Source organism: Variovorax sp. BGA-UO-ETr-C22 (assembly GCF_059567965.1).
Window position 1 is genome coordinate 858,134 of record NZ_JCAQPA010000011.1, and the last position, 21,146, is coordinate 879,279.

The 21,146-nt window shown below is 66.7% G+C and carries 22 protein-coding genes; 16 read left to right on the forward strand and 6 right to left on the reverse strand.

The genetic code is table 11. The annotated features are described in order from the left end of the window. Positions 1-39 precede the first annotated feature (39 nt). Together solA and AC57B8_RS23945 are read right to left on the reverse strand one after the other, a co-directional pair. Entirely contained in the window at positions 40-1,266 is a 1,227-nt protein-coding gene (gene solA, locus AC57B8_RS23940; protein WP_496480948.1) for an N-methyl-L-tryptophan oxidase, read from the reverse strand. A 19-nt stretch (positions 1,267-1,285) separates the two neighbouring features. Next, entirely contained in the window at positions 1,286-2,269 is a 984-nt protein-coding gene (locus AC57B8_RS23945) for an aliphatic sulfonate ABC transporter substrate-binding protein (RefSeq protein WP_496480949.1), read from the reverse strand. A 226-nt stretch (positions 2,270-2,495) separates the two neighbouring features. Between AC57B8_RS23945 and AC57B8_RS23950 the strand changes: the two genes are divergently transcribed. From AC57B8_RS23950 to AC57B8_RS23965, 4 genes are read left to right on the forward strand one after another with little or no spacing between them, the layout of a single operon-like run. Then, positions 2,496-3,338, forward strand: coding sequence for a transporter substrate-binding domain-containing protein (locus AC57B8_RS23950; RefSeq protein WP_492742119.1), 843 nt, complete (start codon positions 2,496-2,498; stop codon positions 3,336-3,338). A gap of 31 nt (positions 3,339-3,369) precedes the next feature. Beyond that, positions 3,370-4,086 (forward strand): amino acid ABC transporter permease, encoded by a 717-nt coding sequence (locus AC57B8_RS23955; protein WP_496480950.1) that lies wholly within the window; start codon positions 3,370-3,372, stop codon positions 4,084-4,086. After that, positions 4,083-4,817 carry an amino acid ABC transporter permease gene (locus tag AC57B8_RS23960; RefSeq protein ID WP_159276803.1) on the forward strand — a complete coding sequence of 245 codons (735 nt, stop codon included), beginning with the start codon at positions 4,083-4,085 and terminating at the stop codon, positions 4,815-4,817. The genes AC57B8_RS23955 and AC57B8_RS23960 overlap by 4 nt, the downstream gene beginning before the upstream one ends. 49 nt (positions 4,818-4,866) lie before the next feature. Continuing rightward, complete coding sequence (locus tag AC57B8_RS23965) at positions 4,867-5,424, forward strand: NAD(P)H-dependent oxidoreductase (protein ID WP_492683892.1); 558 nt, start codon at positions 4,867-4,869, stop codon at positions 5,422-5,424. A 122-nt stretch (positions 5,425-5,546) separates the two neighbouring features. On the opposite strand, the gene AC57B8_RS23970 is transcribed toward AC57B8_RS23965, so the two are convergent. From AC57B8_RS23970 to AC57B8_RS23980, 3 genes are read right to left on the reverse strand one after another with little or no spacing between them, the layout of a single operon-like run. Then, a complete protein-coding gene (locus AC57B8_RS23970; protein ID WP_492727031.1) occupies positions 5,547-5,873 on the reverse strand; it encodes an SMR family transporter in 327 nt (108 codons plus the stop codon). Beyond that, complete coding sequence (locus tag AC57B8_RS23975; protein ID WP_496480951.1) at positions 5,870-6,469, reverse strand: DUF3501 family protein; 600 nt, start codon at positions 6,467-6,469, stop codon at positions 5,870-5,872. The genes AC57B8_RS23970 and AC57B8_RS23975 overlap by 4 nt, the downstream gene beginning before the upstream one ends. Position 6,470: 1 nt before the next feature. Beyond that, complete coding sequence (locus AC57B8_RS23980) at positions 6,471-7,466, reverse strand: SLAC1 anion channel family protein (RefSeq protein ID WP_496480952.1); 996 nt, start codon at positions 7,464-7,466, stop codon at positions 6,471-6,473. Between the two features lie 222 nt (positions 7,467-7,688). Between AC57B8_RS23980 and AC57B8_RS23985 the strand changes: the two genes are divergently transcribed. Continuing rightward, entirely contained in the window at positions 7,689-8,642 is a 954-nt protein-coding gene (locus AC57B8_RS23985; RefSeq protein WP_095747618.1) for a GlxA family transcriptional regulator, read from the forward strand. 164 nt (positions 8,643-8,806) lie between these two features. On the opposite strand, the gene AC57B8_RS23990 is transcribed toward AC57B8_RS23985, so the two are convergent. Beyond that, a complete protein-coding gene (locus AC57B8_RS23990; RefSeq protein WP_070060825.1) occupies positions 8,807-9,454 on the reverse strand; it encodes an FMN-dependent NADH-azoreductase in 648 nt (215 codons plus the stop codon). Between the two features lie 135 nt (positions 9,455-9,589). Between AC57B8_RS23990 and AC57B8_RS23995 the strand changes: the two genes are divergently transcribed. From AC57B8_RS23995 to AC57B8_RS24045, 11 genes are all read left to right on the forward strand, one after another. After that, complete coding sequence (locus AC57B8_RS23995; protein WP_492697077.1) at positions 9,590-10,504, forward strand: LysR substrate-binding domain-containing protein; 915 nt, start codon at positions 9,590-9,592, stop codon at positions 10,502-10,504. A gap of 148 nt (positions 10,505-10,652) precedes the next feature. After that, positions 10,653-11,294 carry a peroxiredoxin gene (locus AC57B8_RS24000; protein WP_062470070.1) on the forward strand — a complete coding sequence of 214 codons (642 nt, stop codon included), beginning with the start codon at positions 10,653-10,655 and terminating at the stop codon, positions 11,292-11,294. 22 nt (positions 11,295-11,316) lie between these two features. Beyond that, positions 11,317-11,892, forward strand: coding sequence for an RBBP9/YdeN family alpha/beta hydrolase (locus AC57B8_RS24005; RefSeq protein ID WP_496480953.1), 576 nt, complete (start codon positions 11,317-11,319; stop codon positions 11,890-11,892). Then, entirely contained in the window at positions 11,889-12,905 is a 1,017-nt protein-coding gene (locus tag AC57B8_RS24010; RefSeq protein WP_062470072.1) for a sulfate ABC transporter substrate-binding protein, read from the forward strand. The genes AC57B8_RS24005 and AC57B8_RS24010 overlap by 4 nt, the downstream gene beginning before the upstream one ends. Next, a complete protein-coding gene (cysT, locus tag AC57B8_RS24015; RefSeq protein WP_062470075.1) occupies positions 12,906-13,793 on the forward strand; it encodes a sulfate ABC transporter permease subunit CysT in 888 nt (295 codons plus the stop codon). It abuts the gene before it with no gap. Position 13,794: 1 nt separating this feature from the next. Beyond that, the gene (gene cysW, locus AC57B8_RS24020; protein ID WP_062470078.1) at positions 13,795-14,697 is read left to right on the forward strand and encodes a sulfate ABC transporter permease subunit CysW; all 903 of its coding nucleotides are present in this window, start codon (positions 13,795-13,797) and stop codon (positions 14,695-14,697) included. Positions 14,698-14,717: 20 nt separating this feature from the next. Beyond that, the gene (locus AC57B8_RS24025; RefSeq protein ID WP_062470081.1) at positions 14,718-15,815 is read left to right on the forward strand and encodes a sulfate/molybdate ABC transporter ATP-binding protein; all 1,098 of its coding nucleotides are present in this window, start codon (positions 14,718-14,720) and stop codon (positions 15,813-15,815) included. Further along, positions 15,812-16,315, forward strand: coding sequence for a disulfide bond formation protein B (locus AC57B8_RS24030; RefSeq protein WP_496480954.1), 504 nt, complete (start codon positions 15,812-15,814; stop codon positions 16,313-16,315). The genes AC57B8_RS24025 and AC57B8_RS24030 overlap by 4 nt, the downstream gene beginning before the upstream one ends. Positions 16,316-16,515: 200 nt before the next feature. Next, on the forward strand, positions 16,516-17,676 hold the full coding sequence (macA, locus tag AC57B8_RS24035; protein WP_496480955.1) for a macrolide transporter subunit MacA: 1,161 nt from the start codon (positions 16,516-16,518) through the stop codon (positions 17,674-17,676). Next, complete coding sequence (macB, locus tag AC57B8_RS24040; protein ID WP_496480956.1) at positions 17,673-19,655, forward strand: macrolide ABC transporter ATP-binding protein/permease MacB; 1,983 nt, start codon at positions 17,673-17,675, stop codon at positions 19,653-19,655. The genes macA and macB overlap by 4 nt, the downstream gene beginning before the upstream one ends. Continuing rightward, positions 19,648-21,036: an efflux transporter outer membrane subunit gene (locus tag AC57B8_RS24045; RefSeq protein ID WP_496480957.1), complete on the forward strand. Its 1,389-nt coding sequence runs from the start codon at positions 19,648-19,650 to the stop codon at positions 21,034-21,036. The genes macB and AC57B8_RS24045 overlap by 8 nt, the downstream gene beginning before the upstream one ends. The last annotated feature ends 110 nt before the right edge of the window (positions 21,037-21,146 follow it).

Below are 21,146 nucleotides of genomic sequence, written 5' to 3' on the forward strand. Positions count from 1 at the left end.
GATCGGAAGCGATGATGCCCCGGATCGCGCGCGGGCGCCTCAGGGGTGTTGCGAGGTCGCCAGCCGCTCGCGGGCGAAGGGCCGCAGGTCGAGGCCGTGCGCGCTCTCGCGGCCCAGCACCCGGTCGGCGATGGCGTCGCCCAGCCCGGCCGAGTGCTTGAAGCCGTGGCCGGAGCAGGCCGAGACGATCAGCACGTTCGGCAGACCGTCGAGCGCGTCGATCACGAAGCGGCGGTCGGGCGTGACGGTGTACATGCAGGCGCGGGCCTTGAGCGCATGCCCCGCGATCTGCGGAAAGCGCCCGGCCACGCGGTCGCGGTACATCGCGGCGCTTTCTTCGGCGCTCACCTCGCGGTCGAGCGCGTCGGGCGTGGTGGCGTCGACGTACTGCTCGGTGGCGACCTTCAGCGCGGGCTGCGACGCGTCGGAGGCCGGAAAGCCGTACATGTAGTCTTCTTCCGCGTCGCCGAACATCCAGATGAAGATCGGGAAGCGCCCGGGCGCGAAGTCGGCCGCGGCGGCGGGGCCGGTGTCGAACCAGTGCATCACCTGACGGTGCACCGAGAAGTGGGCCTGCCAGTCGGTGCGCGCCTGCCGGCCAAGGAACTCGGGCAGCCAGGCGCCGGCTGCGACCACCACCTGGTCGGCGGTGAAGCTCGCGGTCTCGGTGCGCACGCGCACGGTGTCGCCGTTGCCCACGGGCTCGACGCCCAGCACGCGCTCGCCGGTGCGGGTCTGTGCGCCGTCGGCACGGGCCACGGCGAGCTGGGCGGCGATGGCGTCTTCGGGGCGCACGAAGCCGGCGTCGCGTTCGAGGTACCCGATCTCGTCGCCCTGCAGGTGGAACTGCGGGTAGCGCGCGCGGATGCCGGCCGCGTCGAGCACCTCGTGCGCGATGTCGAAGCGCTCGGCGCAGGCGATGGTGCGGCGCACGAAGTCGGACTTGCCATGGTGCTCGGCCACGCGGTCGCGCGGCGCGAGGATGAGGCCGCCGGTGGTGGTCATCAGCGGGCGGCCGGTGCGCGCCTCGAGCGCGCGCCAGATGGCGTGCGAGCGGTGCACCAGCGGCACGTACTCGTCGCCTTCGCCGACGGCCAGCCGCGTGATGCGCGAATCGCCGTGCGAGGAGCCGCGGTCGTGCGGCGGTGCGAACTGGTCGATGCCGAGCACGCGCGCACCGCGTTGCGAGAGTTGGTAGAGGGAGGCCGCGCCGAGGGCGCCCAGGCCGATGACGATCGCGTCGTAGTGGGTAGGAGAACGGGTCACGGGGCGAGAGGTTTCGTCGTCACACAAGGTTCAGGTCCAGAAACGCATCCTTCACCGCGATGGGCTGGGGAATGAGCTTCAGCTGCGCGAACACGTCGGCCAGGCCCTGCTGTTCGCGGGCGATGGCGGGCGTGAGCGCCACGACGCCATAGTGCCGCCGTTCGGTCGCCAGCGCCAGCACCTTGGGCTCGACCTTCAGCTGCGGCGCGAGCGTGGCCACCACCTCGCCGGGGTGGGCCTGGGCCCAGTCGTTGGCCTTGCGCAGCTCGGCGAACACGGTGCGCAGCGTGTCGGCGTTGGCGCGCGCGAAGGCGGGCTGCGCGAAGTGGTAGGTGCGGTTGCCGCTCAGGCCGGTGCCGTCGAACAGCAGGCGCGACTCGGTCGCCACCTGCGCGCCGGCCAGGAACGGGTCCCACAGGCCGATGGCCGCGACGCTGCCCGACTGGTAGGCGGCCACGGTGTCGGAGGCCGTGACGATGTAGACCGGCTCGATGTCTTCGTAGCGCAGGCCGGCCGCTTCGAGTGCGCGGATCAGCACGTACTGCGTGTTGTAGCCGCGGCCGGTGACGACCTTCTTGCCCTTGAGGTCGCGCACGCTGCGGATCGGCGAGTCGCGCGGCACCAGGAAGCCGACGCCGCCGGGGTAGGGGCTTTCGGCCGCGAGGTAGGCCAGGCCCTTGCCGCTGGCCTGCTGGAACACGCCGATGCCGTCGGAGGCATGGCCGAAGTCGATGGCGCCGGCGGCCAGCGCTTCCGACAGCTGGCTGCCGCCGAGGAACTCGCGCCACTCGACGTTCACGCCGGCCGGCGCCAGCGCCTTCTCGAGCTGGCCCGTGCCCTTGAGGATGTTGAGCGTGTTGAACTTCTGGTAGCCGATGCGCAGCGTGCGGGCGCGCGTCTGGGCGAACAGCGGAGCCGAGGCGGCCACGGCGGCGGCACCGACACCGGCGCGAAGCAGAAGGCGCCGGGAGACGGCGGGCGAGGAAGTGCTTGGGAAGTGCATGGGAAGAGCGGGGCCGCATCACGCGGCCGAAGAAGAAAAAAGCAGTCAGGCGGAAGGCAGAGGCTGGCCACTCTAGGGATCGACGCCTTCGTGCGCCACGAAGCTTTTGTCATTTGTTCATGCGCAACTCATCGCTGCATATGCAAGAGGAAATTGCTTCGTTGGCGCCGCACGCGGCGCTGCCTAGAGTCGCGCTCTCTTTTTCCACTTCCAGCGAAGCGCAGGCATGACCCGCAACACCCACTCTTTCACCGTGACCAGCCTGGCCCTGGCCCTCGGCGCCTTCACCACCCTGGGCAACATCGCCTGGGCCGACAAGCTCGACGACATCCGCAAGGCCGGTGTGCTGCGCGTGGCCGCGTTCGACGGCAACCCGCCCTTCGGCTACATCGACCCGGCCAGCAAGAAGCAGGTCGGCCACGACATCGACCTGGCGACCGAGTTCGCGAAAAGCCTGGGCGTGAAGATCGAACTGGTGCCGACCAACCCGGCCAACCGCATTCCACTGCTCACCTCGGGCAAGGCCGACGTGGTGTTTGCCAGCTTCACCATCACCGACGAGCGCGCCAAGGCGGTGGACTTCACCACGCCGTATTTCCTGGTCGGCCAGCAGTTCCTGGCGAAGAAGGGCGTGCTGAAGGAGGCCGCGCAGATCAAGGACATCCGCATCGGCACCGAGAAGGGCACGACGATGGAGTCGAACCTGCGCAAGAACTACCCCGACGCCAAGGTCGTGCTCTACGACGATTCGCCCTTTGCGCTGGCCGCGCTGCGCAACGGCAACGTGCAGGCCATCACCAACGACGGCGTGAAGCTCACGGCGCAGTGGAACGCGATTCCCGACAAGGAGAAGTACGAGATCCCGGCGATCACGGTGTCGAAGGAGTACCTCGGCGCGGCCGTGGCCAAGGGCGAGACGCGCCTGCTCGAAACGCTCAACGCCTGGCTGGTCGACAGCGAGAAGAACGGCCGCGCCGTGGCGATCTACGACACCTGGTTCGGCCCGAACAGCAAGGCGCCGCTGCCGCGCCTGCTGAAGATCGGCGACCAGCGCGTGGCCGCCAACTGATGAGGCACGCAACGACCGGATCGATGCGGCCTTGAGCGATTTCCTGCGCGAGCACCTGCTCGCGCCCCATTACCTCGGCTGGCTGCTCGACGGCTGGCTCGTGACCGTGGGCGCTTCGCTGCTGGTGGCGGCGGGCGCCACGCTGCTGGGTGTCGTCGTGGCGGCGGGGCGCTCGTCGAGCCGGCCCGCGTGGCTGCGCGCGAGCGGGGCGTACGTCTCGCTGTTTCGCAACACGCCGCTGCTGGTGCAGCTCTTCTTCTGGTACTTCGGCGCGCCCAGTTTGCTGCCCGAGGCGCTGCGCGAAGGGCTGCTGGCGGGGCGTTTCATTTCCTTCGAACTTCTGTCGGCGCTGCTCGGCCTCACGCTGTATGCGGCGGCCTACGTGGGCGAGGACATCCGCTCGGGCATCCGCGGCGTGCCTGAGGGGCAGACGCTGGCGGCGCAGGCGCTGGGCTTCACGCGCGCGCAGGTGCTGGCGCAGGTGGTGCTGCCGCAGGCGCTGCGCATCGCATTGCCGCCGCTGCTGGGGCAGTACATGAACATCGTCAAGAACACCTCGCTCGCGATGGCCGTGGGGCTGGTCGAGCTGTCGTACGCCTCGCGCCAGGTCGAGGCGGAAACCTTCAAGACCTTCCAGGCCTTCGGCGTGGCGACGTTGCTCTACATCGTGACCATCGGGTTGATCGAGCTGCTGGCGGCGTGGGCTGCGCGCCGGCAATCGCAGCTGCCGGGGAGGGCGACGGCATGAGCGATGCGCTGCACATGCTGTGGGACAGCCTGCCGTACCTGTTGTGGGGCGCCTTTCCGCAGGGCGAGCTGGGCGGTGCGGCGCTCACGGTGCTGCTCAGCGCCGGCTCGGGCATCGCCTCGGCGGTGCTCGGGTTGGCGTGGGGCATCGGGCTGGCCATGGCGCGGGGGCCGCTCAAGCGCGTGCTGACGCTGGGGCTGGCGTTCCTGCGCGCGATCCCGGTGCTGATGCTGATCTTCTGGACCTACTTCCTGCTGCCGTTCGCGCTCGGCGTGAGCGTGCCGGGCGTGCTGTCGGTGATGTGCGCGCTGTCGCTGGTGGGCGGCGCCTACCTGGCGCACGCGGTGCATGCGGGCATCCGCGGCATCGGTGCGGGGCAGTGGGCGGCGGGGCTGTCGCTCGGGCTCACGCGCTGGGGCACGCTGCGCCACGTCGTGCTGCCGCAGGCGCTGCGGATGATGCTGCCGTCGTTCGTCAACCAGTGGGTCACGCTCGTGAAGGACAGCTCGCTGGCGTACGTGGTGGGCGTGGGCGAGCTGTCGTTCGTGGCCTCGCAGGTGAACGCGCGCACCATGGTCTATCCGGCGGAGATCTTCGTGCTGGTGGGCGCGATCTACTGGCTGCTGTGCACCGGGCTGGACCGACTGGCCCACGGGGTCGTGCGCCGCGCGCAGGCGGGTGCGCCGGTTGTCATGAACTTTTCTGGAAAAGGTCTTGAGCGCTTCGCATAATCGTCCCGGTCATTCCGACAGCCTTTTCCATTTCAAGGAGTTCCACCTCATGGCACAGACCCGGATCGCCGTCATCGTCGGCAGCCTGCGCAAGGATTCGTTCAACCACAAGCTGGCCCTGGCGCTGGCGCATCTCGCGCCGTCGGACTTCACGTTCGAAACCCTGCGCATCGACGACCTGCCGCTGTACAACCAGGACGACGACGGCAACCAGGCCGCGCAGGTGAAGCGCCTGAAGAGCGAAGTGGCCGCCGCGCAGGGCGTGCTGTTCGTCACGCCCGAATACAACCGCTCGATCCCCGGCGTGCTGAAGAACGCCATCGACCACGCCTCGCGCCCCTATGGCCAGAGCGTCTGGGCCGGCAAGCCGACCGGCGTGCTCGGCATTTCGGTGGGCGCCATCGGCACCGCGCTGGCGCAGCAGCACCTGCGCAACATCCTGGCGTACCTCGACGCGCCCACGATGGGCGGCCCCGAGGTGTTCCTGCAGGCCAAGGAAGGCCTGTTCGACGACAAGGGCCACATCGGCAACGAAGGCACGCAGAAATTCCTGCAGGGCTGGATGGACAAGTACGTGGCGTGGGTCAAGGCGCACGCTGCAGCCTGAACGCAGAGCAAGCGCCAATGAAAAAGCCGCCCCAAGGGCGGCTTTTTCGTTCCGGTGTCGGAGCTATCTAGCTGTTGCACAAGATTCCTCGCCCCTCAGAACGAGGGGTTTCTTCGGGACCGCTAGTGGAGCGATTTAAGCCCGACCACGCCCATGACAATCAGCCCAATGCAAAGCAGCCGGAGTGCCGAAGCCGACTCTCCCAGGAGAACCATGCCCACAATCGCTGTTCCGACCGCACCGATGCCTGTCCACACGGCGTAGGCAGAACCGACTGGCAAATGCCTCAGCGAGAAGGTGAGCAGTGACAGGCTGCCGAGAAGCGAAGCGATCGTGCCTGCCAACACCCAAGGGCGGTCGAATCTCGTGGCCGATTTCAGCCCGACGGCAAATAGGATTTCGAGTCCCCCAGCAGCAAAAAGCGCTACCCATGCGGTCATCGCATTCATGATCGGGCCCATTCGGCTGCGAGTCGCATGCGCAAGATCAAAGGCACAGAAGCAACACGATGCTTTGAGCGACCAACGTGAAAGGACACCTTGCTGCTGAACAGGCAGAAGTGAGCGGCCTGTTGGTCCGTCAAGTGAAATCCGACATACAAGACGAGCTCAGATGCTGTGCCGTGCTCAAACGCGCGTTTACTGAGTTGGCCTCTTACAGCATGCCCACAGAAAACCAGATCCGTTGCCTGCTCGGCATCGGTTTGTTGGGCACGTCGAGACGCTGAGGAAACTTCTTGTTGACCGGTCGTGGGATCGAATGTGATGCGCGCCATCAGTTCGTTGCGTGCAGGAGCCATCGCAACGTAGTTGCTGATTTCATTCTCGATCGCTTCTCCTCGGAGTCCTTGTGCATGCAAGGCTTCCTGGCCCTGCAGCCAAAGCGACTCCTTGGTTTCGAAGCTGACGGCGTATGGCGGCCTTGTCGGCAAGCTGCGAGCGGCTCGGAGATCAAGAAGCCGTTGGCTGTGCGTACCGCGTGCCTGCTCAAACTGCCTGCGTGACAGGGGCTGCGACCCTCTTGGTGAGCGCTGAGTTTCGGTCACTTCAGTTCGCAAGGAGCTTGCCGTTGAAGACGATATGGAAGGTCCGCACAGTCAGTAGCGACAGAGCCGCGGTGAGCAGGATCAGCAAGCCCCACGCAAGCCACGTCAGGGGCTGTGATGACTGCACGGACGCATATTTGAGTGCAGCGTTGACGAGCGCGGCAAGGGGGAAGCTGATCGCCCACCAAGCGGGACCGAATGCAATGCCCGGCCGAAACACTTTGGGCGCCAGAACCAGGAACAGGAAGAGGCCGAAGTAAAAGAGCATTGCGGCGAAGGCGTCGACTTCGCCTGTGAGATTGGTGTAGGCGAGGAAGCCAACCTCAAACGGAGCCACGAGAATCATCAGAGAAGGCGTCATGGCCGCAGCGAGCGGCTCTCGCTGCACGAGTCTCACAACGATCATCGTGAACATCACCAAGGCGAGGGCCGTGCCAATGCCGGCAGCGACACGCAAAGTCTCGGCGGAGCCCGGTAGATCGGTGTAGGCGAAGGTCACGGCAATGTCCAGCGCGGCAACACCGGGAATCAACCAGGCAGGCACGGCGTGCGAGGGGTCACCCCCGCCGGATAGCAGCCGGGAAACGACGACGTAGCTCACCAGGAGTGTCGTGACGGTGCCAATGATCCACAACACCAGTCCCACCTGCCCGAAGTAGTGGCCCAGTACGGCCGACTGCAGCAACAGCGAGATGGTGATTGTTCCGAAGAAGTTGCCAGCGATGGGGTGGCGGAACTCGGCCAGGACAGCGTCGGGATGCTTCACCAGCTTGAAAAGATACGCGACCGTGATGGCCAGAAAAACGAGGCTGGAAAAGATGCTCAGGGCATCCGCGACTTGCACGCCAAAGCCCAGAGACCGGGTGGCCAGGCGCCAACCCAGTGCAAGGCCTGAGAGGCCCATGACAGCTCCGAAAAGGTTGACAGGAAGATTTCGGATGGAACCAGTTACTGCAGGGCGGGACTGCTGTTCAGCAGAGAGGAGATCGGCGGTCATTTGTTGCTCCGTATGTTGGCGGAAAGTGCCATGTGCGAAAGTTTCCGCCAACAGTCGAGGGCGCGGGCTGCAGTCCTCCGTTCTTTTCTGCCAATGTTCAAGCAGATACAGCCGACCTCGTTACATCATGGTCAGACCCCGTGGCTTGAATTGCCAATCCCGTGAGATCCCGCCAAACTTCCGGCACGGCGCGCCCATGGCGCGCATGACGGAGCCACCCCGATGCGTATCGCCATCCTTGCTTTCCCACGTGTTCAGCTGCTTGATGTTGTCGGCCCGGCTGACATCTTTGCCGAGGCTTCGAGGCAGCTGGGAGATCCGCGCGCGTACCGCGTGCAGGTCATCGCCCCAGATGAAGGGGCACTCAAGAGCAGCAGCGGGCTGCGTCTGATGATCGATGCCACGATTGCCAGCCATCGAGGTGCGATCGACACGTTGCTGGTTGCGGGCAGTCCAGATGTGCACAGCGTGACGGGCAACGAAGCGCTCAAGACGTGGCTTCGGCAGCAATGTGGGAGGGTGCGACGCATCGGGTCGGTTTGCAGCGGTGCCTTTGTGTTGGCAGCAGCCGGTCTTCTGAGCGGAAAGAAGGTGGCCACGCACTGGAATGCAGCAGACCGACTTGCCGCGGACTATCCAACTACAGACGTTGACGCTGACGCAATATTCGTGAGAGATGGGAATCTCTACACATCGGCGGGCGTATCTGCTGGAATGGATCTCGCGCTCGCTCTGGTCGAGGAAGATCATGGGCGCGATCTGGCACTTCGCGTGGCTCGCGAGATGGTGATGTTTCTGAAGCGCCCCGGGGGCCAGTCCCAGTTCAGTGCGCACCTCGCGGCCCAGACCGCCGAGCGTTCCGCAATTCGTGAGATTCAAGACTTTGTCCTGGGCAACCTCCGGGCCGACCTCAGCGTGCCTGCGCTCGCCCTGCAAGCAAAGATGAGTGAGCGGAACTTTGCGCGGATTTTTCGACTTGAGGCTGGCATGACGCCTGCAGACTATGTCGAGAGCGTTCGAATCGACGCAGCGCGCAGGCGCATCGAGGAGTCAAACGTTTCGTTGAAGGGTTTGGCCGACGAAGTAGGCTATGCCAATGGGGACGGTCTTCGCCGGGCGTTTCACCGGCGGCTCGGGGTCGGACCTGCGGACTACCGCAAAAGATTCTCCAGCTGAAGCTCTTGGGTCTGCAGAAGGTAGCGCACAGTGAACGCTCGATTGGCCCAGACAGCTCTACGCTGCATGGGCTCAACCAAGCGGCAATGACATCCAGCTTCTTAAGCGACTGGTTCTGTTGGCTTTTGCATCAGCCAGACAAGTCCGTTCCGGCCGCGGAAGCTTCAGGCGGCTTGCGCGACGGTCTTCTGGTTCGCAGCTTCGGTCGTGGCCACGAGGATGTCGGCGCGGGCGGCGGCCAGGGCGGCGGCCTTGGGCGCGTCACCCATCGCGATGCCTTCGGCGCGCACGAAGCGCACGTCGGTGATGCCGAAGAAGCCGAAGATCACCTTCAGGTAGCTCTCCTGGTGCTCGGCCGCCTGGCCGCCTTCGGAGGTCGAGTAGATGCCGCCGCGGCTCGAAGCCACGATCACGGTCTTGCCACCGGCCAGGCCGACGGGGCCCTTCTCGGTGTACTTGAAGGTGCGGCCGGCTTGCGCGAGGCGGTCGATCCAGGCCTTGAGCTGGGTCGGGATGGTGAAGTTGTACAGCGGGGCGCCGAGCACGACGACGTCGGCGGCCAGGAACTGGCTCACCAGCTTTTCGGACAGGGCGTTCTCGCGCAACTGCGCTTCGGTCGGCTGGGCCTGCACGCCGGTCTTGATGCCGAGGGCGTCGACGCCGAAGTGCGAGGGCGCGTCCACGGCGAGGTCGAGGTACTCGACCTGGGTGTCGGGGTGGGCGGCGCGCCATGCGGCGACGGTTTCGGCGGTCAGCTGGCGCGAGGTGGAGCCGGCGGCGAGGATGCTGGAGTCGATGTGGAGCAGCTTCATGTCAGTCAATCACTTTCTGTGCAAGGTGTCGGCGCTGAGAAGTGGCCGGCGTTGGGAGAATTCTATTTTTGATGTGAGTGGCTGATAAGTAGCCAAAATTTGATCAGATCGTTCTGTTGGTAGGACAATAAAGCCATGCAAGACCTCAATGACATGGTGTTCTTCGCCGAGGTGGCCGAGCGGGGCGGCTTTGCCGCCGCCAGCCGGGCGCTGGGCATTCCCAAATCGCGGCTGTCTCGGCGCGTGGCCGAGCTCGAGGAGCGGCTGGGCGTGCAGCTGATGCAACGCAGCACGCGCCGCCTGTCGCTCACGCCGGCCGGCGAGATCTACCTGCGGCATGCCTCGGCGATGCGCGACGCGGCCCAAGCGGCGGCCGAGGCGGTGGCGCAGGTGCAGACCGAGCCGAGCGGGCTGGTGCGGCTGACCTGCCCGGTCACCATCTCGCACAGCGGGCTGGCGCAGCTGATGCCGGTGTTCATGGCGCGCCACCCGGCGGTGCGCGTCGACATGCGCGTCATCAACCGGCCGGTGGACCTGATCGAGGAGGGCATCGACATCGCGCTGCGCGTGCGCCCGACCATCGAGGACAGCACGGTGCTGGTGGCCAAGACCTTCGGCCACAGCCGCGGCGTGCTGGTCGCGAGCCCGACGCTGCTGGCCAGCCAGGGCCCGGTCGACACGCCCGCCGACCTCGCGAAGCTGCCCACGGCGGCCATGTCGGTCAACGGGGAAGGGCGCTCGGAGTGGCGCCTCGAAGGCCCGGAAGGCCGCAGCCACGTGCATGTGCACACGCCGCGCTACGTGGCCGACGACCTCGCGACGCTGCAGTTCGGCGCGCTGGGCGGCGTCGGCGTGACCCTGCTGCCCGACTACATGTGCAGCGCCGACATCGAGGCGGGCCGGCTGGTGCGGGTGCTGCCCGGCTGGGGGCCGTCGCCGGTGGTGGCGCACATGGTGTTTCCGGCGCGGCGGGCGCTGGTGCCGGCGGTGCGGCGGCTGATCGACTTCCTGTCCGAACACCTGCAAAGCGAGCAGATGCGGATGTTTTGAGGCAGATTGCTATCTAAAAGATAGCGTCATAGTGGGCCTGCGCAGGTTCTATATGCGAAAAACGTCATATCCAAACAAACAGATATTCGTTTGCCATTGAAGCAGCGGTTCGCACAATCCAGGGCTTCACCCCCTCCTTGGAGCGACCATGGCAACCCTGCGACTCGGCGACACCGCCCCCAATTTCACCCAGGACTCCAGCGAAGGCCCGATCGACTTCTACCAGTGGGCCGGCGATTCGTGGATCGTGTTCTTCTCGCACCCGGCCGATTTCACGCCCGTGTGCACCACCGAACTCGGCAAGACGGCGGCGCTGTCGGGTGAGTTCGCCAAGCGCGGCGTCAAGCCCATCGCGCTGAGCGTCGACCCGGCCACCAAGCACAAGGAGTGGATCGGCGACATCAACGAGACGCAGAACACCACCGTCAACTTCCCCATCATTGCGGACGCCGACCGCAAGGTGGCCGACCTGTACGACCTGATCCACCCGAACGCCTCGACCACGGCCACGGTGCGCAGCGTCTACATCATCGACCCCAAGAAGGTCATCCGCACCACCATCACCTACCCGGCGTCGACCGGCCGCAACTTCGACGAGATCCTGCGCGTGATCGACTCGCTGCAGCTCACCGACAGCCACAAGGTCGCCACGCCTGTGAACTGGAAGGACGGCGATGACGTCGTCATCGTGCCGAGCATCCAGGACCCGGCCGAGCTGGCCGAGCGCTTCCCCAAGGGCTTCAAGGCCGTCAAGCCTTACCTGCGCATCACGCCGCAGCCCAACAAGTAAGAAGCCGCAGGACCGCGCCGTCATGCAGACTCGTGTCGTCATCGTGCCCGGTTGGCGCGACTCCGGGCCCGGCCATTGGCAGAGCCTGTGGGAAGAACGCATTCCGGGCGCGGCGCGGGTGGCGCAGGACGACTGGGCTTCGCCCAAGCGCGACGTCTGGGTGCCTGCGCTGGCCAAGCTGGTGCTCGAAAGCGAAGGCCCGGTGGTCATCGCGGCGCACAGCCTGGGCTGCATCGCCACGGCGCACCTGCCGCCGGAGGCCGCCGCCCGCATCCAGGGCGCGCTGCTGGTGGCGCCGGCCGACCCCGAGCGCCGCGCGGTGCTATCCGACTTCGCGCCCGTGCCCTACGCGGCGCTGCCGTACCGCAGCATCGTGGTGGCGAGCAGCAACGATCCCTATTGCCCGATCCGCCTGGCGGGCGCCTATTCGCGCGCCTGGGGCAGCGAGTTCGTGCGCATGCAGAATGCGGGGCACATCAACATCGATTCGGGGCACGGAGACTGGCCGCTCGGCCTGGCCCTGCTGCAATCGTTGACCGACGAACCCGCCGCCTGGTCGGCGGGACGTGAATTTTCAGAAAACCTGGCAACCACATGACTTCCAGAATCAAGACCTTCGTCGCCGTGCTCGCGCTGGCGTCCTCCGCACTCGCCGGCAGCACCGCCTTCGCACAAGGCACGGGGCTGCTGAACGCTTCGTACGACGTGGCGCGCGAGTTCTACAAGGACTACAACGCGGCCTTCGTGGCGAACTACAAGAAGGCCACGGGCAAGGACGTCAAGATCGACCAGTCGCACGGCGGCTCCAGCGCCCAGGCGCGCGCCGTGGCCGACGGCCTCGATGCCGACGTGGTGACCATGAACACCTCGACCGACATCGACTTCCTGGCCAACGCCGGCGTGGTCGCCAAGGACTGGAACAAGAAGTTCCCCGAGAACGCATCGCCCACCACCTCGACCATGCTGCTGCTGGTGCGCAACGGCAACCCCAAGGGCATCAAGGACTGGGACGACCTGGTCAAGCCCGGCGTGCAGGTCGTGATCGTCAACCCCAAGACCGGCGGCAACGGCCGCTACGCCTACCTGGCCGCCTGGGGCTACATCAAGAAGAAGGGCGGCACCGACGCCCAGGCTGCCGAGTTCGTCGGCAAGCTGTTCAAGAACGTGCCGGTGCTGGCACGCGGCGGCCGCGATGCGACCACCGCCTTCCTGCAACGCAACATCGGCGACGCGCTGATCACCTTCGAATCCGAAGTGGTCTCGATCGACCGCGAATTCGGCACCGGCAAGGTCGACTCGGTGTATCCGTCGATCTCCATCGTGGCCGAGAACCCGGTCGCCATCGTCGAGCGCACCGTCAAGAAGAAGGGCACGGGCGAGCTGGCCAAGGCCTACCTCGACTGGCTGTACTCCGAAGAAGCGCAGGAAATCGCCGCCAAGCATGCGCTGCGCCCGCGTTCGCAGACCGTGCTCAAGAAGTACGCCTCGACCTTCAAGCCGCTGCAGCTGTTCACGGTGCAGGAACTGTTCGGCAGCCTGAGCGAAGCGCAGAAGGTGCACTTCAACGACGGCGGCCAGTTCGACAAGTTGTACACCCCTGGCGCGAAGTAAATGAGCGGCGCTGCTTCTTCGGCGCTCCCGGCAGCGGGAGCGCCTTTTTCACGTGCCAACCGGGCAGGGGGCGCCAAGCGCGTGCTGCCCGGTTTCCACATCACGCTCGGCTTCACGGTCTTCTATCTGTGCCTGATCGTGCTGATCCCGCTGTCGGCGCTGGTCTTCAAGACCTTCACGATGACCTGGGAGCACTTCTGGGTGTCGGTGACCGCGCCGCGCGTGATGGCCTCGTACCGCCTGACCTTCGGCGCCTCGCTGATTGCCGCCATGGTGAACGCGGTGTTCGGCCTGCTCGTGGCCTGGGTGTTGGTGCGCTACAAGTTCCCGGGCAAGCGCATCGTCGATGCGCTGGTCGACCTGCCGTTCGCGCTGCCCACGGCCGTGGCCGGCATCTCTCTCACGGCGCTGCTGGCGGGCAACGGCTGGATCGGTCAGCTGCTCGAGCCGCACGGCATCAAGCTGGCGTTCACGCCGGCGGGCATCGTGATCGCGCTGATCTTCATCGGGCTGCCCTTCGTGGTGCGCACGGTGCAGCCGGTGCTTGAAGACGCCGAGAAGGAACTCGAAGAAGCCGCCACCTCGCTGGGCGCCACGCGCCTGCAGACCTTCACCAAGGTGATCTTTCCGTCGATCGCGCCCGCGTTGCTGACGGGCTTTGCGATGGCCTTCGCACGCGCCATCGGCGAGTACGGCTCCGTGATCTTCATCGCCGGCAACATGCCGATGATTTCCGAGATCACGCCGCTCATCATCATCGGCAAGCTGGAGCAGTACGACTACACGGGCGCCACGGCGGTCGCGCTGGTGATGCTGGTGCTGTCGTTCATCCTGCTGCTGGTCATCAACGGCCTGCAAGCCTGGCAACGCAAGCGCGCAGGAGCCTGACATGAGCGCACCTTCCAAAATCATCCGCCGCGCGCAGGCCGGCACCACCGAGTCGGCCTGGGTCCGCTGGACGCTGATCGGCATCGCCCTGGCGTTCATGTTCCTGTTCCTCGTGCTGCCGCTGGCGGCCGTGGCGGTCGAGGCGCTGCGCAAGGGCCTCAATGCCTACCTCGAGGCGCTGAAGGAGCCCGATGCGTGGAGCGCGATCCGCCTCACGCTGATCACCGCCGCCATCGCGGTGCCGATGAACCTCGTCTTCGGCGTGGCCGCAGCGTGGGCCATCGCCAAGTTCGAGTTCCGCGGCAAGGCCTTTCTCACGACGCTGATCGACCTGCCGTTCGCGGTGTCGCCGGTGGTGGCGGGCCTGATCTACGTGCTGGTGTTCGGCGCGCAGGGCTGGTTCGGCCCATGGCTGGCGGAGCACGACATCAAGATCATCTTCGCCGTGCCCGGCATCGTGCTGGCCACCGTGTTCGTGACCTTTCCCTTCATTGCGCGCGAACTCATTCCGCTGATGCAGGCGCAGGGCACCGACGAGGAGCAGGCCGCCATCGTGCTCGGTGCGACCGGCTGGCAGACCTTCCGGCGCGTGACCTTGCCTAACATCAAGTGGGGCCTGCTGTACGGCGTGATCCTGTGCAACGCGCGCGCCATGGGCGAGTTCGGCGCGGTGTCGGTGGTGTCGGGCCACATCCGTGGCCAGACCAACACGATGCCACTGCACGTCGAGGTGCTCTACAACGAATACCAGTCGGTGGCCGCCTTTGCGGTGGCCTCGCTGCTGGCGATCCTGGCGCTGGTCACCCTGGTGATCAAGTCGGTCATCGAGTGGCGCCATGAGCGCGAAATGAAAGCCATCGCCGAGCTGCCGCCCGAGCGTCCCCCCGAGCCTTCGGCGGCCTGAGAAGACGAGAGAACAAGACCATGAGCATCGAAATCCGCAACATCAGCAAGCAGTTCGGCGACTTCCGCGCGCTGAACAACGTGAACCTCGACGTCGAGTCGGGCGAACTGGTCGCGCTGCTCGGCCCCTCGGGCTGCGGCAAGACCACGCTGCTGCGCATCATCGCGGGCCTGGAAACGGCCGACACCGGCAGCATCCATTTCTCGGGCGAAGACACGACCGACGTGCATGTGCGCGAACGCCAGGTCGGCTTCGTGTTCCAGCACTACGCGCTGTTCCGCCACATGACCGTGTTCGAGAACGTGGCCTTCGGCCTGCGCGTGAAGCCGCGCAAGGAGCGCCCGAGCGACGCGCAGATCAAGGCCAAGGTGACCGACCTGCTCAAGCTGGTGCAGCTCGACTGGCTGGCCGACCGCTACCCGTCGCAGCTGTCCGGCGGCCAGCGCCAGCGCATTGCGCTGGCCCGCGCGCTGGCGGTGGAGCCCAAGGTGCTGCTGCTGGACGAACCCTTCGGCGCACTCGACGCCAAGGTGCGCAAGGAGCTGCGCCGCTGGCTGCGCCGGCTGCACGACGAGCTGCACGTCACCTCGATCTTCGTCACGCACGACCAGGAAGAAGCGCTTGAAGTGGCCGACCGCGTGGTCGTCATCAACAAGGGCCGCATCGAGCAGGTCGGCTCGCCGCAGGACGTGTGGGACAAGCCCGCGAGCCCGTTCGTGTACGGCTTCCTGGGCGACGTGAACCTGTTCCACGGCCGGGCCGACAACGGCGCCGTGCAACTGGACGGTATGCGCATCGACTCGCCCGAGCACAGCAGCGCGCGCGACGCCAAGGCGCTGGCCTACGTGCGCCCGCATGACCTGGATGTGACACGCTACGTGTCAGGCGCCACCGGCATCGTCGCCACGCTGTCGCGCGCGATCGTGGTCGGACCGATCGCGCGGCTGGAACTTGAGCCCACCGAAACGAATCCAGATAATCCGGGCTCCGGAACCATCATCGAAGCGCAACTCCCTGCGCAACAGTTCCGCGACCTGGGCTTGAAGGAAGGCGACACCGTCGTCGCCAACCCCCGCAAGGCCAGGGTGTTCGTAGAAGAAGATTGGGTATCTCCTTGATCCATTGGTACTTCGGCGCGCCGCGCCGCGCGCTCGGGCTGATCTGCCTGGCCTGTGTCCTCATGCTGGCCTTCGGGCTGTATCTGCAGCACGTGGTCGGGCTCGAACCCTGCCCGATGTGCATCGTGCAGCGCTATGCGCTGATGCTGGTGGCGCTGTTCACCGGCCTGGCGGCGCTGTTCAACAGCCGCGGCCTGCAGGTGACGGGCGGGGTGCTGGCACTGGCGGCGGCGGTGGGCGGTGCCTACACGGCGGCGCAGCAGAGCTGGCTGCAGTGGTATCCGCCCGAAGTCGTCTCGTGCGGGCGCGACCTGTACGGAATGATCGAGACCTTCCCGCTCAAGCGCGCGCTGCCGATGATCTTCCGCGGCGGCGGCGACTGTTCCAAGATCGACTGGTCGCTGTTCGGCCTGACGCTGGCGAACTGGTCGTTCATCGCGTTCACGGTGCTGGCGCTGTTGCTCCTCACCTTGCTCTTGCGCCGGCGCACCGTGCGCTGAGTTCTTTTTCAGTAGTTGTTGCGGCGTGGCCCGCTGTCCTTCGAGGGCAGCGGGCCACGCCGTTTTCGCGGGTCGCTGCGCAGGCCCGTGCAAAAAACCCGTCAAAACGCATGCTTTAGCAGGCCTTCAGCAACCGGGGCTAGGATGAACCGCATCCCTTCCCGGGCCTCGCCGCCCGTTTCATCCCACTTCTTCACTGCATGCCCACCACTCCTTCGCGACGATCGCGCAAGCTCCTTGTCGGCCTGGCCTTGCTCGTCGTGCTGGCCATCGCGGCCGTCTTCTGGCTGAGCCCGCCGAAGAAAAGCGACTACCTGACCGCCACCGTGCAGCGCAGCGACCTGGAGAACGCGGTGCTCGCCACCGGCGTGCTGCAGGCCCTCAAGCAGGTCGAAGTGGGCGCGCAGGTGTCGGGCCAGCTCAAGTCGCTGAAGGTGGTGCTCGGCCAGACGGTGAAGAAGGGCGACTGGCTGGCCGAGATCGACCCCGTCATCTCGCAGAACACGCTCGCGCAGGAGCAGGCCAAGTTGGAGAACCTGCAGGCCCAGAAGCTCGCCAAGGAAGTGCGCGTGAAGCAGGCCGAGCTCACCTGGGCGCGACAGCGCGAGATGCTGGCACAGGACGCTGCCGCGCGCCAGGACCTGGAAGGCGCCGACACCGAGCTGCGCGCGCTGCGCGCTGACGCCGTCTCGCTCGACGCGCAGATCCGCCAGCAGAAGCTGGCCCTGGCCTCGGCGCAGACCAACCTGTCGTACACGCGCATCGTCGCGCCCATCGACGGCGACGTGGTGTCCATCAGCACGCTCGAAGGCCAGACCGTGGTGGCCTCGTTCCAGGTGCCCACGCTCATGAAGCTGGCCGACCTGTCGACCATGACCGTGAAGGCCCAGGTGTCCGAGGCCGACGTGGTGCGCGTGAAGGCGGGCCAGCCGGTGTACTTCACCATCCTGGGCGACCCCGACACGCGCTACCACGGCACGCTGCGCGCGGTGCAGCCTTCGCCCGAGAAGATCAACAACGCCGTCTTCTTCAACGCGCTGTTCGACGTGCCCAACCCCGAGCGCACGCTGCGCGTCGACATGACGGCGCAGGTCGCCATCCTGCTGGGCGAGGCCAAGCAGGCGCTGACCGTGCCGCTCACCGCGCTCGGCACGCGCGACAAGGATGGCCGCCACGAAGTGCGCGTGCTCCTGCCCGACCAGCGCGTGGAAAAGCGGCAGGTGCGCGTGGGCATCAGCAACAACTTCCAGGCCCAGGTGCTCGAAGGCCTGAAGGAGGGCGACAGCGTCATCACCGGCGACGCCTCGGCGCTGGAGAAAACCGACGGCAATGACAGCGGCAGCCGGAGGCCGCGCCAGTGACGCAGCCGCTACTGACCCTGCGCGGCATCGGCCGCAGCTTTCCCTCGGGCGAGCAGGAGGTCCAGGTGCTGAAGGACGTCGACCTGGACGTCAGCCACGGCGAAATGCTGGCCATCGTCGGCGCCTCGGGCTCGGGCAAGTCGACGCTCATGAACATCCTCGGCTGCCTCGACCGGCCGAGCACCGGCACCTACACCGTGTCGGGCCAGGACATCGGCACGCTCGACAGCGACGCGCTCGCCGCGCTGCGGCGCGAGCACTTCGGCTTCATCTTCCAGCGCTACCACCTCATGCAGCACCTTACGGCCACCGGCAACGTCGAGGTGCCCGCCGTGTATGCCGGCACCGAGGGCTCGGCGCGCGACGCGCGGGCGCGGCAACTGCTCGCGCGCCTGGGCCTGGAAGACCGCACCGAGCACCGGCCGAGCCAGCTCTCGGGCGGCCAGCAGCAGCGCGTGAGCATCGCGCGCGCGCTCATGAACGGCGGGCAGGTCATCCTGGCCGACGAGCCCACCGGCGCGCTCGACAGCAAGAGCGGCCAGGAGGTCATCGGCATCCTGCGCGAGCTGCATGCGCAGGGGCACACGATCATCATCGTGACGCACGACATGCAGGTGGCACGCTGCACCGAACGCATCATCGAGATCGCCGACGGCGCGATCGTGGGCGACCGGCCGAACGTGCCGACCGTGGCTGCGCCCGCGCAGACGGTCGGCGACGACGCCCCCACGCCGCCCGCGATGACCCGCCCCACGCTGGGCATCGCGCGCTTCAGCACCGGCTGGGCGCGTTTCTCCGAAGCCTTCCGCATGGCCTGGCGCTCGATGATGGCGCACCGCATGCGCACGGCGCTGACCATGCTGGGCATCATCATCGGCATCACCTCGGTGGTGTCGATCGTGGCCATCGGGGAGGGCGCCAAGCGCTTCGTGCTGGCCGACATCAAGGCCATCGGCACCAATACCCTCGACATCTACCCGGGCCACGACTTCGGGGACGACAAGGCCGCGAGCATCCGCACGCTGTTGCCGGCCGACCTGCAGGCGATTGCCGCGCAGCCCTACGTGCACAGCGTCACGCCCACCACCATGCGCAGCCTGCGCCTGCGCTACCGCAGCGCGGACGTCAACGGCAACGTGAACGGCGTCAGCGACAACTTCTTCAGCGTGCGCGACATCCAGATGGCCAGCGGCACGGACTTCGACGCCAACGACGTGCGGCACCAGTCGCAGGTGGTGGTGATCGACCAGAACACGCGGCGCAAGCTCTTTCCCGACGGCACCGATCCGGTCGGCAAGATCATCCTGGTGGGCAGCCTGCCATGCACCGTGATCGGCGTGGCGCAGGAAAAGAAGAGCATGTTCGGCGAGAACAAGTCGCTCAACATCTGGCTGCCCTACAGCACCGGCGCGAGCCGCCTCTTCGGCCAGCAGCACTTCGACAGCATCACCGTGCGCATCCGCGACGACCAGCCCACCAAGGCGGCCGAAGAGAGCATCGTGCGGCTGCTCACGCTGCGCCACGGCGGCAAGGACTTCTTCACCTTCAACATGGACAGCATCGTGAAGACGGCCGAGCGCACGAGCCAGTCGCTCACGCTGCTGCTGTCGCTGATCGCGGTGATCTCGCTCGTGGTGGGCGGCATCGGCGTGATGAACATCATGCTGGTGTCGGTGACCGAGCGCACCCGCGAGATCGGCATCCGCATGGCCGTGGGCGCGCGCCAGAGCGACGTGCTGCAGCAGTTCCTGACCGAGGCCGTGCTCGTGTGCCTGGTCGGCGGTTTCATCGGCGTGATGCTGTCGTACGGCATCAGCTTTGTGTTCTCGCTGTTCGTGAAGCAATGGCAAATGATCTTTTCGCTCGGGGCCGTGGTGTCGGCCTTTTTGTGCGCGTCGCTCATCGGCGTGCTGTTCGGGTACCTGCCGGCGCGCAACGCCGCGCGGCTCGACCCCATCGAGGCACTGGCCCGTGAGTAGCGCGCGCCTGACCCTGGGGACGCTCGCTATCGCGCTGGCGCTTAGCGGCTGCACGCTGTTCCAACCGGAGCGGCGCGAACAGCGGCCGCTCGGCGTGCCGCAGGCCTGGCAGCAGCAACAGCCCCTGCCGCAGAACGCAGCAGCCGTGCCGCAGGCCCGCTGGTGGACCGCCTTCCACGATGCGCGGCTCGACACCCTGATCGACAGCGCCCTGCGCACCAACAACAACCTCGCCGCCGCCGGCATCCGCGTGCAGCGGGCGCAGCTGCAGGCCGGCCTGGCGAACACCAACCTCACGCCGGGCGTGACGGGGCAACTGGGCACCCAACGCAGCTTCGACCTGAAGCGCGGCGGCGTGGCCGCATCGAGCGCGAGCTCCTTGCTGAGCCTGAGCTACGAAGTCGACCTGTGGGGTCGCCTGTCGGCGCAGCGCAGCGTCGCCGACTGGGAGCTGCAGGCCACCCAGTCCGACCGCGAGGCCACGGCGCTGGCGCTGGTGGGCACCACGGCCGGGCTGTATTGGCAGACCGGCTACCTGAACCACCGCATCGCGCTGAGCGAAGCCGGCATGGCCGATGCACGGCGCATCCAGGCGCTGGTGCGCGCCAAGTACGCGGCAGGCGCCGTGTCCGGGCTCGACGTCGCGCAGGCCGGCCAGAACCTCGCGAGTCAGGAGGCGGCCCACACGCAGCTGCTGCAGCAGCGTGTCGAGGCGCGCAACGCGCTGGCCATCCTGTTCGACATGCCGCCCGACACCCCCAGGGAAGAACCGTCGCAGCTGCCTGACACCGCCTTGCCCGTGATCGATGCCGGACTGCCCGCCAACCTGCTGGGCCGCCGGCCCGACCTGCGCGCCGCGGAGCAGCGCCTGCGGTCCGCGCTGGCGAACGTCGATGCCACGCGCACCAGCTTCTATCCGGTGCTGAGCCTCACGGGTTCGCTGGGCGCGGGGAGCAATGCCCTGGGCGAGGTGCTGAAGAACCCGATCGCCACGCTGGGCGCCGGTCTGGTGTTGCCCTTCCTGCAATGGAACACCGCGCGGCTGACCGTCGCCGTGTCGCAGACGCAGTATGAAGAAGCGGTCGTCGGTTTCCGCCAGTCGCTGTACACCGCGCTGTCCGAGGTCGAGAACACGCTGTCGTCACGAACGCAGTTGCAAGACGAAAGCGTGAAGCTGGCCCTGGCGCTGCAACAGGCGCAACGCGCCGAGGCCTTGTCGGAAGTGCGTTACCGCGCCGGTGCCACCGCGCTGCAGCCGGTGCTCGACGCCAAGGACAAGCGACGCGCCGCGGAGGTGTCGGTGGCGCAGAACCGGTTGAACCAGCTCAACGCCACGATGACGCTGTACAAGGCGTTGGGCGGCGCGGCCATCGTCGAGTAGGAAGAGAGGAAGAGCTCTCACACCACAGCAGGTGCCCGGCAGGCGGTGCGGTGTGGGCGGCCCCTCTGTGCCGCCGAGGAGCGCAGCGTTTCGCGGATCAGGGCTCGCAG

What these genes read in the sequence shown, in the direction of transcription:
- AC57B8_RS23950 (WP_492742119.1), top strand. Translation starts at nt 2,496, where the DNA reads ATGACCCGCAACACCCACTCTTTCACCGTGACCAGCCTGGCCCTGGCC.
- AC57B8_RS23960 (WP_159276803.1), top strand. Translation starts at nt 4,083, where the DNA reads ATGAGCGATGCGCTGCACATGCTGTGGGACAGCCTGCCGTACCTGTTG.
- AC57B8_RS23965 (WP_492683892.1), top strand. Translation starts at nt 4,867, where the DNA reads ATGGCACAGACCCGGATCGCCGTCATCGTCGGCAGCCTGCGCAAGGAT.
- cysW (WP_062470078.1), top strand. Translation starts at nt 13,795, where the DNA reads ATGAGCGCACCTTCCAAAATCATCCGCCGCGCGCAGGCCGGCACCACC.
- AC57B8_RS24010 (WP_062470072.1), top strand. Translation starts at nt 11,889, where the DNA reads ATGACTTCCAGAATCAAGACCTTCGTCGCCGTGCTCGCGCTGGCGTCC.
- AC57B8_RS24000 (WP_062470070.1), top strand. Translation starts at nt 10,653, where the DNA reads ATGGCAACCCTGCGACTCGGCGACACCGCCCCCAATTTCACCCAGGAC.
- AC57B8_RS23995 (WP_492697077.1), top strand. Translation starts at nt 9,590, where the DNA reads ATGCAAGACCTCAATGACATGGTGTTCTTCGCCGAGGTGGCCGAGCGG.
- cysT (WP_062470075.1), top strand. Translation starts at nt 12,906, where the DNA reads ATGAGCGGCGCTGCTTCTTCGGCGCTCCCGGCAGCGGGAGCGCCTTTT.
- AC57B8_RS23980 (WP_496480952.1), bottom strand. Translation starts at nt 7,466, where the DNA reads ATGACCGCCGATCTCCTCTCTGCTGAACAGCAGTCCCGCCCTGCAGTA.
- AC57B8_RS24025 (WP_062470081.1), top strand. Translation starts at nt 14,718, where the DNA reads ATGAGCATCGAAATCCGCAACATCAGCAAGCAGTTCGGCGACTTCCGC.
- AC57B8_RS23970 (WP_492727031.1), bottom strand. Translation starts at nt 5,873, where the DNA reads ATGAATGCGATGACCGCATGGGTAGCGCTTTTTGCTGCTGGGGGACTC.
- AC57B8_RS23985 (WP_095747618.1), top strand. Translation starts at nt 7,689, where the DNA reads ATGCGTATCGCCATCCTTGCTTTCCCACGTGTTCAGCTGCTTGATGTT.
- AC57B8_RS23990 (WP_070060825.1), bottom strand. Translation starts at nt 9,454, where the DNA reads ATGAAGCTGCTCCACATCGACTCCAGCATCCTCGCCGCCGGCTCCACC.
- AC57B8_RS24005 (WP_496480953.1), top strand. Translation starts at nt 11,317, where the DNA reads ATGCAGACTCGTGTCGTCATCGTGCCCGGTTGGCGCGACTCCGGGCCC.
- macA (WP_496480955.1), top strand. Translation starts at nt 16,516, where the DNA reads ATGCCCACCACTCCTTCGCGACGATCGCGCAAGCTCCTTGTCGGCCTG.
- AC57B8_RS23945 (WP_496480949.1), bottom strand. Translation starts at nt 2,269, where the DNA reads ATGCACTTCCCAAGCACTTCCTCGCCCGCCGTCTCCCGGCGCCTTCTG.